Annotated in this window: 19 protein-coding genes; 10 read left to right on the forward strand and 9 right to left on the reverse strand. The window is 37.2% G+C overall.

The window, feature by feature from the left end:
* Window positions 1-22 precede the first annotated feature (22 nt).
* Window positions 23-382: a hypothetical protein gene (locus ACFSQJ_RS06145; protein WP_377766076.1), complete on the forward strand. Its 360-nt coding sequence runs from the start codon at window positions 23-25 to the stop codon at window positions 380-382.
* A gap of 408 nt (window positions 383-790) precedes the next feature.
* Here the strand turns inward: ACFSQJ_RS06145 and ACFSQJ_RS06150 are convergent, their stop codons facing one another.
* Window positions 791-1,729 (reverse strand): LysR family transcriptional regulator, encoded by a 939-nt coding sequence (locus ACFSQJ_RS06150; RefSeq protein ID WP_377766077.1) that lies wholly within the window; start codon window positions 1,727-1,729, stop codon window positions 791-793.
* An 82-nt stretch (window positions 1,730-1,811) separates the two neighbouring features.
* On the opposite strand from ACFSQJ_RS06150, the gene ACFSQJ_RS06155 reads away from it, so the two are divergent.
* From ACFSQJ_RS06155 to ACFSQJ_RS06180, 6 genes are read left to right on the forward strand one after another with little or no spacing between them, the layout of a single operon-like run.
* A complete protein-coding gene (locus tag ACFSQJ_RS06155; protein WP_377766078.1) occupies window positions 1,812-2,054 on the forward strand; it encodes a hypothetical protein in 243 nt (80 codons plus the stop codon).
* 12 nt (window positions 2,055-2,066) lie between these two features.
* Window positions 2,067-2,360 (forward strand): hypothetical protein, encoded by a 294-nt coding sequence (locus tag ACFSQJ_RS06160; RefSeq protein ID WP_377766079.1) that lies wholly within the window; start codon window positions 2,067-2,069, stop codon window positions 2,358-2,360.
* A gap of 8 nt (window positions 2,361-2,368) precedes the next feature.
* Window positions 2,369-3,331: a sodium-dependent bicarbonate transport family permease gene (locus ACFSQJ_RS06165; protein WP_377766080.1), complete on the forward strand. Its 963-nt coding sequence runs from the start codon at window positions 2,369-2,371 to the stop codon at window positions 3,329-3,331.
* A 6-nt stretch (window positions 3,332-3,337) separates the two neighbouring features.
* The gene (locus ACFSQJ_RS06170) at window positions 3,338-3,901 is read left to right on the forward strand and encodes a DNA-3-methyladenine glycosylase I (RefSeq protein WP_377766081.1); all 564 of its coding nucleotides are present in this window, start codon (window positions 3,338-3,340) and stop codon (window positions 3,899-3,901) included.
* Entirely contained in the window at window positions 3,891-4,472 is a 582-nt protein-coding gene (locus tag ACFSQJ_RS06175) for a hypothetical protein (protein ID WP_377766082.1), read from the forward strand. Before ACFSQJ_RS06170 ends, ACFSQJ_RS06175 begins: the two co-directional genes overlap by 11 nt.
* Complete coding sequence (locus tag ACFSQJ_RS06180; protein ID WP_377766083.1) at window positions 4,459-5,145, forward strand: DUF2490 domain-containing protein; 687 nt, start codon at window positions 4,459-4,461, stop codon at window positions 5,143-5,145. The genes ACFSQJ_RS06175 and ACFSQJ_RS06180 overlap by 14 nt, the downstream gene beginning before the upstream one ends.
* Here ACFSQJ_RS06180 and aat read toward each other — a convergent pair.
* From aat to ACFSQJ_RS06195, 3 genes are read right to left on the reverse strand one after another with little or no spacing between them, the layout of a single operon-like run.
* Window positions 5,128-5,796, reverse strand: coding sequence for a leucyl/phenylalanyl-tRNA--protein transferase (gene aat / locus ACFSQJ_RS06185; RefSeq protein ID WP_377766084.1), 669 nt, complete (start codon window positions 5,794-5,796; stop codon window positions 5,128-5,130). The genes ACFSQJ_RS06180 and aat overlap by 18 nt on opposite strands.
* 35 nt (window positions 5,797-5,831) lie before the next feature.
* Window positions 5,832-7,208 carry a short-chain fatty acid transporter gene (locus ACFSQJ_RS06190; protein ID WP_377766085.1) on the reverse strand — a complete coding sequence of 459 codons (1,377 nt, stop codon included), beginning with the start codon at window positions 7,206-7,208 and terminating at the stop codon, window positions 5,832-5,834.
* Between the two features lie 3 nt (window positions 7,209-7,211).
* Window positions 7,212-7,589 carry a DUF3127 domain-containing protein gene (locus tag ACFSQJ_RS06195; RefSeq protein ID WP_377766086.1) on the reverse strand — a complete coding sequence of 126 codons (378 nt, stop codon included), beginning with the start codon at window positions 7,587-7,589 and terminating at the stop codon, window positions 7,212-7,214.
* Between the two features lie 126 nt (window positions 7,590-7,715).
* On the opposite strand from ACFSQJ_RS06195, the gene ACFSQJ_RS06200 reads away from it, so the two are divergent.
* Together ACFSQJ_RS06200 and ACFSQJ_RS06205 are read left to right on the forward strand one after the other, a co-directional pair.
* On the forward strand, window positions 7,716-8,864 hold the full coding sequence (locus ACFSQJ_RS06200; protein WP_377766087.1) for a sensor histidine kinase: 1,149 nt from the start codon (window positions 7,716-7,718) through the stop codon (window positions 8,862-8,864).
* 2 nt (window positions 8,865-8,866) lie between these two features.
* Window positions 8,867-9,217, forward strand: coding sequence for a hypothetical protein (locus ACFSQJ_RS06205; RefSeq protein WP_377766088.1), 351 nt, complete (start codon window positions 8,867-8,869; stop codon window positions 9,215-9,217).
* On the opposite strand, the gene ACFSQJ_RS06210 is transcribed toward ACFSQJ_RS06205, so the two are convergent.
* The gene (locus ACFSQJ_RS06210) at window positions 9,210-9,602 is read right to left on the reverse strand and encodes an HIT family protein (RefSeq protein ID WP_377766089.1); all 393 of its coding nucleotides are present in this window, start codon (window positions 9,600-9,602) and stop codon (window positions 9,210-9,212) included. The genes ACFSQJ_RS06205 and ACFSQJ_RS06210 overlap by 8 nt on opposite strands.
* A 110-nt stretch (window positions 9,603-9,712) precedes the next feature.
* A complete protein-coding gene (gene greA / locus ACFSQJ_RS06215; RefSeq protein ID WP_377766090.1) occupies window positions 9,713-10,189 on the reverse strand; it encodes a transcription elongation factor GreA in 477 nt (158 codons plus the stop codon).
* 177 nt (window positions 10,190-10,366) lie between these two features.
* Between greA and ACFSQJ_RS06220 the strand changes: the two genes are divergently transcribed.
* Entirely contained in the window at window positions 10,367-10,804 is a 438-nt protein-coding gene (locus ACFSQJ_RS06220) for a hypothetical protein (protein ID WP_377766091.1), read from the forward strand.
* A gap of 10 nt (window positions 10,805-10,814) precedes the next feature.
* Here ACFSQJ_RS06220 and ACFSQJ_RS06225 read toward each other — a convergent pair whose 3' ends face one another.
* The 3 genes from ACFSQJ_RS06225 to ACFSQJ_RS06235 all read right to left on the reverse strand — a co-directional run bounded on the left by ACFSQJ_RS06225 (window position 10,815) and on the right by ACFSQJ_RS06235 (window position 14,688).
* A complete protein-coding gene (locus tag ACFSQJ_RS06225; protein WP_377766092.1) occupies window positions 10,815-11,804 on the reverse strand; it encodes a Gfo/Idh/MocA family protein in 990 nt (329 codons plus the stop codon).
* Window positions 11,805-11,844: 40 nt separating this feature from the next.
* Window positions 11,845-14,019 (reverse strand): TonB-dependent receptor, encoded by a 2,175-nt coding sequence (locus tag ACFSQJ_RS06230; RefSeq protein WP_377766093.1) that lies wholly within the window; start codon window positions 14,017-14,019, stop codon window positions 11,845-11,847.
* A gap of 360 nt (window positions 14,020-14,379) precedes the next feature.
* Window positions 14,380-14,688, reverse strand: a complete 309-nt coding sequence (locus ACFSQJ_RS06235) for a hypothetical protein (RefSeq protein ID WP_377766094.1) — start codon at window positions 14,686-14,688, stop codon at window positions 14,380-14,382.
* Window positions 14,689-14,791 lie beyond the last annotated feature (103 nt).

A 14,791-nucleotide genomic window follows, 5' to 3' on the forward strand; every position in this document is an offset into this window, starting at 1 on the left:
TATTTAATTAAAATGAGGTAATATGAAATATCTTATTATTTTTCTACTTGCAAGTGTATCAATCTTTGCTCAAGAAAGAGAATATTTAAAGCGTTTTGAGCATTTTTCAGAGAGTAGAGGAGATTCTGAAAACGGACGAATATTAACGCTTCCGTACCAAAAGATTATACGATTGCATGACAACCTCAACTCCAATTCTGGCTTAGGGCCAACATTCAATTATTATGGAACCACAGTGGTAGTAGACCAAATGCAAACTTTACCCAATGGAGATATGCAATTGGTTCTTAGAAGAGAGGACGGTAAAGAATTCTATGGTATTAAGCAAACCATAAAGGCGGTTTTATCAAATAAGAATTCGCAACAAGAAGCATTACGCTAAGCCTTTACAAAAATTGACAATACGCTAAATCTTGCATCAATTGTTATATACTTGAACCATGAGCAATCAAAAGGATTTTAAGTTTAAACTAAAAAAGTACAACCTATTTTCTTCTGGTTCAAAAACAAACCCTGATGAGACCATAAACTAGTCGAAGGACTATTTTCGCCGCACGATGCCGCCGAAGTTTTACGCTCTTTAATTAACTACAAGATCAAGTTTCATTCATTACAGCTGCTAAACTTACAGAACGGATGTGACACTACTATCGAAAGTTCTGAAGAGCCCATAGAAGAATTAAAAAAGCCAAAGTAAAGCTGACCAATTTGGTTTTAGGTGCGCGTAAGAATAATCAAGAAAGATAATTCATAGTGATTTAAATATTACCCTACAATCAAGGCGAAACAACTAGTCAATGGAATTTGGGTATTCTTCAAACCACTTGAAGCGAGTTTGAATGATGTTCTGCTTTTCTGCAATGATATATTCCGAAAAAGCTTGAGCCACCGGTGAAAATCTTTTGGAAGCCATCCAAGTTAAGTTCCAATTAGTTTTAATAGGCAAGCCTTTCATAGGATGAACTTGTAAATCCCCGGTTTTTATCACATTCTTAATCCCAATCAAAGGCATTATAGAATAGCCCAACCCTGCTAAAACCGCTTGCTTGACCGCCTCATTTGAAGTTAATTCTATTTTTTTTGATACCTCTATCTGCCTCTTTTTAAGAAAATTCTCCATTGCCATTCTTGTTGCCGAACCATTTTCCCTAAAAATCAGTGGAGCCTTGTCCAAATTTTTTAATGTGGGCTTCTTTGGCGAACCTACCACATGTGGGCTCCCTACCAAGTAAAGGTGATTTTCCATCAGTTTAATGGTATCGACCTTCAAATGATTGGGCAATACTGAAACCAAAGCAAAATCTACGGCATTGTTTTCTAAATGTTCTACTACCGAAGATTTATTGGTTACATCCATCACCAACTCAACTCCAGGATGCAACTCCATAAAACCCGATAAAAAATAGGGCATTACGTATTTTCCGGTAGAAACCACAGAAATTTTTAAACGCCCCGCTAGTTTTCCACCGTACTCCAAAGTCTTATAGTTCATGGCGTAAACCTCGTTTAAAATACGTTCTACCGCCACAGCTATCTCTTTACCGAATTGGGTGAGGTAAAGTTTTCTACCTACCACCTCGGTCAATGGAATTGGGAATTGATCTTGAAAATTTTTCAGTTGAATGGACACTGCCGGTTGGGTTAAATGCAGCTCCTCCGATGCCTTTGTAATGCTTTGGTTTTGAGATACTTTCTGGAAAATTCGCAACTGGTTTAAAGTATAATTCATAAATAATATTTATATATATCATTATAAATATAAATAATTATTAATGATTTATTTGCTTCAACTTTGTCAAAAATTTTAAAACATGTTATTTAAACTTCCGATTACACAGAAACTTACGCAGACAAAAGAAGCATCAAAATCGCATGACATTCTTTATCCTATTTATTACACACTTATGGGGCTCATCTTTGGTGGTGTTCTACTTTTATCTGCAATTAACAATTTCTTGTTTTTTGGCTGGCTGGCCATTTCAATGGCAATCATTTTTGGCCTAATGACAATTCATTTAATAGGAGAACAACAAACAAAAAAATTCAAATCTTAAAATTCAAAAATTATGGAAACGATGATAAAAACAAAACAGAAGATTCAATTGGTCGATGGAACTTTTACACCTTCAGAAGCGGGAGATGTAATCTTAGCCTTAATCGATGAAAAAATAAACTTTCACAAATTGCAACGTATTTCTTGGTGCGAAGGTAGTTCAGATGCGAACACCAACTATCCTGATGGAAGAATTCAAGAACTTCAAGAAGAGAAACGCATCGCGAAAGAATTCATCGCATCGGTCCGTAACGAAGGTAAAAAACTTCGTATCGATGGTGTTCTAAACATCACTTTAGAAGAATAAGAAATTGCATGGACTTACACTTATTAATAGATAACCTGACCAACCCTGCACTGTTATTTTTCTTTTTAGGAATTATAGCAGTGCAATTAAAAAGTGATCTTGAGATTCCTCAAAACTCATCAAAATTTATTTCACTTTACCTTCTTTTTGCCATTGGTTTCAAAGGAGGGCAAGAACTCTCTCACAGTGACCTTAATATGGAAATCATTTGGTCGCTCCTGTTTGGAATATTATTGGCTGTGGCCGTACCCATTTACGCTTATTTCATTCTTAGGCGCAAATTTTCAGTAGAAAACTCGGGGGCTATTGCTGCCGCTTATGGTTCTGTAAGTGCCGTTACTTTTGTAACCGCAATCTCATTCTTAGAGATGGAGCAAGTAGAATTTGGCGGGCATATGGTGGCTGTGATGGCCTTAATGGAGGCACCATCTATTATCGTAGGTGTTCTTTTGATGGCGCTCTTTAGAAAAGATAAGCCAAAGAATGGCGAAGTAAAAAAAGTATTTCACCATGCTTTAACCAATGGTAGCGTGCTGCTCATATTGGGTAGTCTTGTTATTGGCTTTTTGGCCAACGACCATCAAGCTCAGGGCATTAAACCTTTTACTACGGACATCTTTAAAGGTTTCTTGGCGGTGTTTCTTCTAGACATGGGCATAACGAGCGGCAAAAAACTTAAAGACTTTATTAAAAAGGGGGGGGTTGCTTTAATCTTCGCAATTGTAGTTCCAATCATTAACGGAGTCTTTGTAGCCTGGTTTAGTCAATTCATTACCGGGGCCGAAGGCAATCGTTTTCTATTTGCGATACTTGCAGGAAGTGCCTCGTACATTGCCGTACCCGCAGCTATGCGCTTAGCGGCACCAAAGGCGAATCCGAGTTTGTATCTACCTATGGCGCTAGCGATTACCTTTCCGTTCAACATAACCCTTGGCATGCCACTTTATATGTATATTGTACAAAACTTTTAGTACAAAATGCAAAAACACAGATGTGGTTGGTGCGAAGGAGACACCCTTTATGAAGCCTACCATGACCATGAATGGGGCGTGCCTGTAAAAGATGATCAATCTTTGTTCGAATTTCTTATTCTAGAAACTTTTCAAGCAGGTTTAAGTTGGATTACTGTTCTTCGAAAGCGCGAAAATTTCCGGAAAGCGTTCGACAACTTCGATTATAAAAAAATAGCGAACTACAAACAGTCTAAAATTGAAGAGTTATTACAAGATGCCGGAATTATTCGGAATAAACTAAAAATAAATGCAACAGTATCCAATGCTGTGGCATTCATGAATGTTCAAAAGGAATTTGGAAGCTTTAGCAAATACATATGGGGATTTGTAGACGGAAAACCCATTAAAAACAAGCTTAAAAACTACAAGGATGCTCCAGCCAACACCGCACTTTCAGATACCATTAGTAAAGACTTGAAAAAAAGAGGCTTTAAATTTGTTGGCAGTACTGTGGTCTATGCACATATGCAAGCAACGGGAATGGTAAATGATCATGAAATAAACTGTTTTAGGTACAATGAAGTTTAAAGTATTACTTATTGGTCTTTTTATTTTTATGGGAATGGCTTTGAAGGCCCAAACTAAAAAAGAACAAGAATTTAGAATTGACGAAGAACTATTCCCAACAAATGCTGCCGAAGTATTACGACCCTTTTTAACGGGCACTAAGCGTATAAGATATTACAAAGAATTCGATGGAGAAAAAGTTTCTTATGAAGCCAAATTCAAAAAAGACCGTCTTCGCTATAGCATCGAATTTGATCAAAACGGAAACTTGGAAGATGCAGAGTTTATAATTAAATCAGCCGACATCCCCGATAGTACTTTTGAGACGATTAAAAACCATCTTGAATCGAATCATCAAAAATATCGCATTAAGAAAATACAGCAGCAGTACCCTTGTAAAACTGGCAATGCTTCTGAAGTCTTGAAAACTGCTTTTCAGAATCTTATTTTGCCAGAAATCAACTATGAAATAATCATCGCATCAAAAGATGATAGTGGCTATGTTGAACATGAAGTCACTTTTAATGCCGATGGAGAATACATACTCTCAAGAAGACTAGTTAAACAAGGCTATGATCATGTCTTGTACTAAACTGTCAAAATCGCTTCTCTTTGGTATGCTTGGTGCGATGACTGCAATCAGTTTTGGCCAAGAAAATTTTACCGCCTACTGGCAACCTGCTATTGGTCTAAATTATGATGTTTCCGCAACGTATTCCCATAATTTATCCGTTCAAAATAGAAACTATATTTATAATGATGAAAGGGCTGTTTTAGAGGTTAGACAAATTGATATTGCCCACTTTTCTAATTTTCAGATTCAAGACAATCAAAGCTTGGCTTTTGGGATTCTATACCGCTTTCGTGAAAATTTTGATGGTGGTAACAACGAACTGCGTTTGACCCAACAATACAATATCAAACTAAAACCAAACATTGTAAGGTATGGTCATCGATTGCGAAGTGAGCAGCGTATTACCCGCACCAAGACCATTCATCGATTTCGATATCGATTTTCTTTAGATCGCCCTCTAAAAGGTGAAAAATTAGATTTAGGTGAACCGTACTTTGTAGCTAATGTCGAAAAGCTCTTAAGTGTTTCAAGATCAAAACCCCAATACGATACTCGTTTTACATTAAATTTTGGATGGAAACTTAGCGAAAAAACTAAATTTCAAATAGGCTCGGAATATCGTTTAGAAGACTATAGCCAAGACCTAGAACAGGTACTGTTTTTTTTAACAGGTCTAAACATTTCCCTCTAATACTTTTTCAAAAGCTTTTCTGCCCATTTCTTGGGCCCCTAAACTTTCTAAATGCTCCGTGTAAACCTGACAATCAATTAGTTTTCCTCCCTGATCCTTAAATTCCTCCACCAAATTTACAAAGGCAACTTTAGATGCATTAGACACTAAACTGAACATACTTTCACCGCAAAAAACATGACCTAAATCAATACCGTACAGCCCCCCAACAAGTTTATCTTTTTGCCACACCTCATAAGATTTTGCGAAGCCTTTTTCATGAAGGGTACAATAGGCATCAATCATGTTTGGGGTAATCCAAGTACCTTCCTGTCCTTTACGAACTAGTTGGGCGCATTGCTCTATTACCACACGGAAACAAGTATTTTGTGTGACCTTAAATTGATTGCTTTTAAGTACTTTTCGCATACTTTTAGAAACCTTAAGTTTCTCAGGATATAAGACCATTCGCGGATCTGGGCTCCACCATAGAATTAAAGCGTCTTCGTTAAACCACGGAAAAATACCTTTTTTGTACGCTAACAGTAAGCGTTCGGGCGATAAATCGCCACCAACGGCCAGAAGACCATCTTCATTTGCAGTCTCCAAGGGTGGAAACTCCAAACGGTCATTTAAAAAAAATAAAGGGCGATTTTTGCCATTATTATCCAAAGGTGCAATTTTTTAATAAAGTTATGGAATAGCCACTAGAAAATAAGCAACCCTGCAATGTAAATAATACTACCAACAAGCATAAATAGAAGTGTATAGGGCAGAATTTCTTTGGCTTTTAGTTTTGTAATACCCAATAACGGCAGCGCCCAAAAAGGTTGAAGCATATTTGTGATTTGATCACCGTATGCAAGTGCCATAATTGCCTTAGGTAATGGTACATTCAGTGCCAATGCCGATTGCAATACCAACGGCCCTTGAACTGCCCATTGTCCGCCGCCACTGGGCACAAAAATGTTAACAAGGCCAGCACTGAAAAAAGTAAAAATTGGTAAGGTGGTAGTCGTACTTACGGATACAAAAAAATCAGAGATTTGATTGATCATACCGCTGCTTCCCATAATGCCCATAATTCCAAAATACAATGGAAACTGAATAAGGATACCCGAAACATCACCAATGGCTTCTTCAACACCAAGTAAAAAGCTCTTAAAATTTCCGTGGAGTATGATTGCCAGACCGAACATAAAAAAGTTGAGCATATTCGGGGTGATATTTAGAGTGCGTATTGCAGGTAAATATTGAATTAAAAAAACACTTAATATCAAAATGCCAAATAGCATTGAAAAGCTCTTTGAATGGTCTAATTTTTCGGCTCCTATATGATTTTCCTTATCTGAAGACTTAAATTGATATTTATTAAGTGCTATTGTACTTGGGGCAACTCTTTTCCCTAAAAAATACACCAAAAATGAAATTGCAACCAAAACCGTGAAAAATATACTGAGGTTCGAATAGCTAAAGACCGTAAGTGCAGTAGAAACGGACTCTGGAAAATGGTCCACAATATCCGTATTTGTGATATTTTCTAGTAACTCTTTAAGGTGACCGGCTTCAGAAACTTTGATGGGAGCCGATCCGCTAATGCCCCCGTGCCATACCATTAACCCTACATAACCGCATGCACCTATTAGAGGGTAGTTGATCGGTATATTATTTTCTTGGGCATATTCGCCAACCTTTCTCGCGAGGATTGCGCCAAAAATAAGTCCTAGCCCCCAATTGAAAAAAGATACCAGCATTGTTGATAACGCAACCAAAACTGCGGCATTGGAAGTATTCTTAACATATTTAGTGATGTTAAGAACCAAGCGCTCCATGGGCTTGCTCAAAACCAATACATGCCCCAGCACCAGAATCAACATCATTTGATAAGCAAATACCAAAAGACCGTTATTCCAGATTCCATTCTCCCAGTACGAAAAAATAGCAACTATGTGACTATCTCCTGTAGTATTTTCAGTAAAAACAATGGCAAGAATTATTGTAAGTAATGTCAATAACACCGCAATTGTAAAGGGTGAAGGCAAATACCTTCTAAACAGATGTGTTATAAGCTTGGTGATGGCCATTCCTTAGAACGGAAGGTCGTCGTGGTCTTCTTCATTAATATTGTCAGCTGGCTCAAAGGCTTCCATTGGTGGAACGGGAGGCATGTTTTCAGTTGTATTTTCTTGTTGAAGATTTTCTATGCGCCATCCTTGAACAGAGTTGAAATATTTGGTTTCACCCTGAGGATTTACCCATTCTCTGCCTCTTAGATTGATACTAACTTTAACCATTTGTCCATCAGCATAGTTGTTCAGCAGGTCGCATTTGTCTTGAACAAATTCAACCAAAATATGTTGCGGGTATTGCTCTTCGGTTGTAACTACCAACTCTCTTTTTCTAAAACCATTATTACCAAAAGTTTTAGTTTCCCCAATCATTTTTATTCTTCCCTGAACTTCCATGTGTGTCGCTTTATTATAAGATTCAAAAATACATGAAAAGCATCACTTTTAGAAAAGAGTTTATGAACTCCTTTTCAACAATTCCAGTCTTTTTGCGTTATCTTTAAATACAATATTGACCTTTTAATGGAATTCAATCCAAAACGCAGGACTTCGAATATCATTTTACTGATTTCAGCATTCGTTATTGTAAGCCTCATTCTGTGGAACACTAACATTTTCTTTGAAAAATTTAAGCAAGAAGAACGCTTGAAAATAGAAAATTGGGCGGCGGCCCAAGCTGAAATTGATAACTCTCCCGTTGATCAAGAATTAGGGAACCTGCCCGTACAAATTTTACAGAACAACTCATCTACTCCCATGATTTTAGTCAATAAAGATGGTACTGTAAAAACACACAACATGCCAAAGGAGCTAGAAGAAGACTCTATAAAGCTTCAAAAGAAAATAAAAAAATTCAGCAAAGAGAATGAACCTATTGCCATGTCTTATAAAGGCGAAGAGCTAGCTATGTTATATTATGGCAATTCTGATGTTTTAAATAAACTCAAGTATTACCCAATAGCTTTACTGCTCATCATCTTTCTGTTCGCAGCGGTTATATTTTTCTTTTTCAAGACCAACAAAGCTTCAGAACAAAACAAGGTCTGGGCAGGTATGGCCAAAGAAACCGCGCACCAAATTGGCACGCCCCTCACCTCACTTTTAGGTTGGAACGAACTATTAAAATCTGAAAATATAAATCCTGATATTACAAAAGAAATTGAAAAGGATATTTCGAGGTTACAGACTATTACAGAACGTTTTTCCAAAGTAGGTTCTATACCAACTTTAGAGGTACACGATATCGTTGAAGAAACTAAAAAAGCTTACCAATATTTAAAGCGTAGAAGCTCTAAACTCATCCACTTTTCTTTTAGTTCTGAAATTGAAGAACTTCCTGTGCTATTAAATCCGCCGCTATACAATTGGAGTATTGAAAACTTGGTCAAAAACGGTATTGACGCCATGCGAGGCAAAGGCAATATTGCCATACAGATAGAACGGCAAGGCAATTTTGTTCACATTATGATATCTGATACAGGCCATGGCATTGTAAAAAGTGAGTTTCAGAATATCTTCAATCCGGGGGTAACATCTAAAAAAAGAGGCTGGGGACTTGGTCTTTCTTTAGTTAAAAGAATAATCGAAGAGTACCATAAAGGAAAAATTAAAGTATTTTCGTCAAGTAAAGAAGGAACAATCATGCAAATTTCCCTTAAAGCAAATGTATAATCATGGCAAAGGAAAAACAGCTAGCGATAAAGGATGCGGAGATTACCAACAACTGCCCTGAATGTTTTAACCAAGAGCTAAAGCTTACTTTTTACCAAAAGCACACCTACAACGCTTTCTACCATAAAACTACTGGTGAGGTAACCCACGAAATCAAGTGCAGAAAATGCTACTCCATTATTTATCCCGTTAATTGGACACCTGATATAGAACGTGTTTTTGAGTATTATAATAAACTGGTCGAACCCGCTAAAAAATCGACCCGGTTTACAACTTTATTCTATGTAATTCTACTCTTAATACTTGCCCTTATCGGAACAGGTGTATATCTACACCTAGAGGGTATTATTTAAGTGCCGCTCTAATTTTACTCGCAATTTCTTCAAATTCTTTTGGTTCTAATTTTTCCTTATGTTGGAACGTAGCATTTTTCATGCTGTGTAGGGGAATTAGATGTACATGTACATGTGGAACTTCTAATCCAATAACCGTCATTCCCACTCGTTCACATGGAATTGTAGCCTCAATAGCCTTACCAACTTTTCTACTAAAAGCCATTAAACCCATATAAGAAGCTTCATCTAAATCTAATATTTTATTTACTTCTTTTTTGGGCACGCATAGTGTATGCCCAGCAGCATTAGGGTTAATATCTAAAAAAGCAAAGAATTCGTCATCTTCAGCTACCTTGTAGCAAGGTATTTCCCCATTTATGATTTTTGTAAAAATACTTGGCATTGGTTTTGGCTTAAATAAAAAATCCTATCGGTCCGATAGGATTAAATATAACTAAATATAGTGAGTTTCGACCAAGAACTATCCATCAACAGCTAGTTAAAGCCTGATAATTACGAACGTGTGATTTCTAAAATATCAAACTTTAAAGTTCCGTTCGGCACGGTTATTTCCGCTACCTCACCCACTGTTTTACCTAATAAGCCTTTACCTATTGGAGAGTTTACCGATATTTTTCCCGCTTTTAAATCAGCTTCACTTTCGGCTACCAGGGTATACTTCATTTCCATACCATTGGTCTGGTTTTTTAACTTCACCGTTGAAAGAACCAAAACTTTTGAAGTATCCAATTGCGATTCATCAATAAGCCTGGCATTGGCCAAAGTTTCTTCCATTTTAGAAATCTTCATTTCTAACAAACCCTGAGCCTCTTTTGCAGCATCATATTCTGCATTTTCAGATAAATCACCTTTATCGCGAGCTTCACCAATAGCCTGTGAAGCCTTAGGTCGCTCTATATCACGTAAATAATCTAATTCTTCGCGCAATTTCTTTAACCCTTCCGGTGTGTAGTAAGATACTTTGCTCATGTCGTTTATTTTTATGCAAAAGAACATTGAAGAAAACAGCAATTGTTTTCCCAATGTCTTATGTTATGTTTTAATCGAAAAATCCTCTGCTACACCTATATTTCTATAGTTTTTTTAGCGAGGATTTAACGCAAATATACATAATTTTTAGCCATTTTTGCTTCTAAAGTACTATTGATGAAACCCTTTTTTGGACTAGTATTACTCTTATTGTTTATTTCTTGTGAAAAGAATACTTCAAACAGAAATCCGTTTTTACAGGAAGTATCATTTCGTTTTGATTTAAACCTGAATCTACCGCTATACAATGGCTTGAACAATATCGGAAATCCTGTTTACGTAGGTAATAATGGCGTTGGTACCAGGGGAGCTTTTGTTATGCGCACAGGCATTGATACGTTTCTAGCTTTTGAAGCCAGTTGTCCGAACCACACTCCCAACAACTGCTCTACAATGACTATTCAAGGGCAAAATGTGATTTGTTCTTGTGAAGATTTTGAGTATAGCCTTTTTACCGGTGGGCAGTTAAATAGGCCTGACGACGGCAATAGATACTACGACTTATTATTCTATAGAACCATCCAGAGTGGCAACACCGTTACTGTCTCTAATTAATACGGTAATATCAATTTTGACCAATAATCTTGCTCATCACCCAACTTGTATGTAACCCTGATTCTCCAGTTGAAGGGTGGATTTCTTTACCTAATAAATGCCGTTTCATATTTAAAACATGAAATTCGTGTAAATGCTTCGGATGTGGTATAACTAAAGACTCTTTTTTCTCAGGTGTAATTAGTTCAATAGGCTCTTCGTCCAAAACTGAAAATCGTATTTCTCCATTACTGCCAAAGATTTCAACCTTATCTCTTGCCTCATTTGCCCCAAAATTCCAGCTGCCCGAACCCATAGCTCCATTTTTATGCATCCAACTACCTGATACGGAATCATATGCCGAATATAAGCTTTGTTGATTTGTAGCAAAGCCATTTGCTTTTACGATATCCCCTAGCAAAAAGATAAAAAGATCTAGGCCATGGCTTGCCAAATCATCAAAATAACCGGCTGGAGCTATCTTGGCATCGGTACGCCAATTATATTCCCCACTTCTATCCAATGGACTTGCTGTTCTGCTTTTATACCAATTGATATGCCGAACCTCTCCTATCAAATCATCCGATAACCACTCTTTGATTTTTAAGAATCGTGGCAACGATCGCCGATAGTATGCAAGAAATAAGGGAATATTTTTTCCTTTAAAAGTGTTATAAATCGCCAAGCTCTCTGCATAGGTTGGTGCCATGGGTTTTTCTATACAGCAGGGTTTGCCAGCCGCCGCAACCTGTAAACCATATAATTTATGCGTATCTGGTGGCGTTGCAATATAAATAGCATCTATCTCAGGATGATGTATAAGGGCTTTTGCATCATCTGTATACAAAGGAACCTTGTGTCGTTTGGCATAATCTTCAGCCTTATCCAGATTACGTCTCATCACACCAAAAAGCTCAAAACCTTCTGTAATTTGGTAAGCGGGACCACTTTTAACTTCGGTGACATTACCACAACCGATAATGCCCCACTTAATAGGCGTTTGCGCAAAAAAGGGATTCAATAATAACAGCTTTAGAATTCCTTAAAGTTACATAATCACACTAAAAGTTAACCGTTGCCCCTAATAGAAAATTAATTCCTGCCTGAGGATAAAATCCTGCTCCTTCAATTGTTGTGATAGTACCAGGGTTTGAAAAATCATCATCAAAAGTGAAAAAATAACCATTAGATTCAAACTCCGCGTTAAAAAGATTATTCACCAAGCCAGAGAACACGATGCTTTTTAAAAATCCATTGCATTCCAGTTCATACTGTAGATTTAGGTCAGTTTGCGAATAAGCTCCTAACACCGAAGCTTCCGCATCAATATTACCCATATACTGTTTTCCTACATATTTTGACAATAAGCTTAACTGCATTTGGGCAATTGGGCTATAAACAAACATATTACCCACAATGATATTCGGTGAAAAAGCAATATTCGTATTTCCTAAATTTTGAACCACCCCATCACGTTGAAACAAAAAGTCTTGATTTTTGTTTGTGCTTAAGGCGATATTCGGACGCAAACTAAATTGATTATTAAATCGAATATTGGCATCTATCTCTAGCCCCAGACGATAGCTGTCGCCAACATTTGCTCTTAAAGGAGCGCCAACATCATTTAATTCACCCGTTAAAACCAATTGGTCTTTATAGTTCATGTAATAGATATTGGTATTTACCTGAACTTCAGAAGAAACATAGCGCCAACCCAATTCAAGATCATTTAATCGCTCTGGTCTTGGGTTTCCGTTTTCATAATCGTTACGGTTCGGTTCTCTATTCGCAACCGCGTAAGACAAATAGAAGTTGTTGTTTGTATTCAAATCAAAGGTTAAGCCCGCTTTAGGGTTGAAAAAATTGAAGGTATCGTCTACCAAGCCCGTATCTTCTCCATTAGCCTCGTACCCAACAGTTCGATATTGAAGGTCTCCATACAAAGACCATTTGTTCGTTAATCTATAGTTGGCCTTGGTATAAATGTTGAAATCTATTTTTGTGGAATTATCGTCGTAATAACGCTCATTATATTGGCTATCACTGGCAAAACGCGCCCAAATGACCTCACCAAAATGGTCTCCTTTATACGTATTCCAGCCACCACCAATAATTAAATCTAGTTTATCCTTAGAATAATTAGCAGAAAAAACAGTGCCATAAAAATCGTTATCGAGCCATCTTCTTCTAATCAAATCTGTGGTGTTAACTTCTTCGCCTTCCACCGTAATCGGTTCAAAACCATACGTGCCAAAATCGTCATCTTCGCGAAATTGCTCAAAATAACCCCTTCCACGAGTGTAGTGCAATGCTATGTTCGTACTCCAAAAATCTGAAAGCTTTTCATTCCAAAGCAACTGAAAGTGGTCTTGTTTGTAATTATCAACTTCGTTCTCATAAAAACGGGTATTGCCATCCTCATCGGTATATATACCCGCTGGATTAAATGTTCTGTCTGTCGCCAAGGTTTCAGGATCCAAACCAAACCATGATTGGTAGGTAATTTCATGGCCGCCAAAAAGCAATACTTTTATCAAGGTATTGTCATCTTTATACGCCCCTTGTAAAAAATAAGAATCGAGTTCAGATGATGCTCTATCTACATAGCCATCAGAGGTTATTCTAGACAATCTACCTGAAATTTCTATATGGTCATTAAGTAATCCTGTACTGAACTTGATATTGTTTCTGAGGGTATTAAAACTTCCAAAAGATGATGAAATTTGTCCGTAGGCGTCTTCAGAAAAAGCATCTGTCAACAAATTCAAACTTGCGCCAAAAGCGCTAGCCCCATTAGTTGAAGTACCTACGCCTCTTTGGAGTTGCAAACTTTCAACAGATGAAGCAAAATCGGGCATGTTTACCCAAAAAGTGCCCTGTGATTCGGCATCGTTATATGGTATACCATTTATGGTTACGTTCACCCTCGTAGCATCACTACCTCTAACACGAATACCTGTATAACCCACACCAGCCCCAGCGTCTGAAGTTGTAACCACAGAAGGGAGAAAGTTCATAAGAATAGGAATATCTTGCCCCAAATTTCTTGACTTGATATCTTCTTTTGTAAGATTCGAAAAAGTTACCGGTGATTCTTTAGTTACACGCACTGCCGAAACAAAAACCTCATCGAGCACTACTTTTTTACCTACTAAAGAATCTGTTGGGTTTTGTTGAGCAAAAACACTCGTGGCCAATACAAAAAAAGCCGACATAGTTAAAATAGTGTGTTTCATCCGTAAAAATTATTACGAATAAAAGGGGCTATTATTCTAAGTTAAAATTTGATTTTCAGTAATTTATATACCTTACTTTGAAAAATGACGAAGCTTTAAACTCTTTGCAGCCGCACCATCTCACTACTTATAAAAAGGTCCGCTAGACCTTTTTATTTGTTTGTCCCTTGGCAGCATTACCTGCCCAGGTTCATTGGGTATAATCTCAGCCTTTTAAAGTTATTGGTTGAAAGCTAAAAGTTTTAAGAGATGTCTTTCTTTAAACTTTAAACTCAAAACCTGGAACTTGTATAGCACCCCTTTGAGATGGGGCAAATGTAATGCGCAATTCTATAGAAAACAAGAAGCGTGTAAAAGTAGTTAATGCTTCTTCTTCTTTTGGATCCATCTTCCATAAGCATCGATATAAACTGTTCTAGCGGTACCGCTGCTTAAAACCATTACCAATTTGTACGTATTTCTATTGTCTTTATATGCCTGGCGCAACTTTGAGGTCGGGTACTGTTTCAATATTTCTTCGACCACGGCTGGGGGCAATTCAGAAGACTTTATTTTCTTAAACTCATCAGCAATACCGATTGTCTCAATATGCAAATGGCCCATGGAGCTACTCGCGTTGACATTATTGAACGTTATAATCGCTATGATAAATAAAAGAACGCTTTTCATTTTTAAAACAATTTTAAATTTTAAGGACGAAATATGTACGAAGTAAAACGCCTGATGGATTTTTAAAGTACGTTATTGCCCTATTCCAAAGTAAAAAAGGCTA

The organism is Croceitalea marina, assembly GCF_042684265.1.
GTDB lineage: Bacteria > Bacteroidota > Bacteroidia > Flavobacteriales > Flavobacteriaceae > Croceitalea > Croceitalea marina.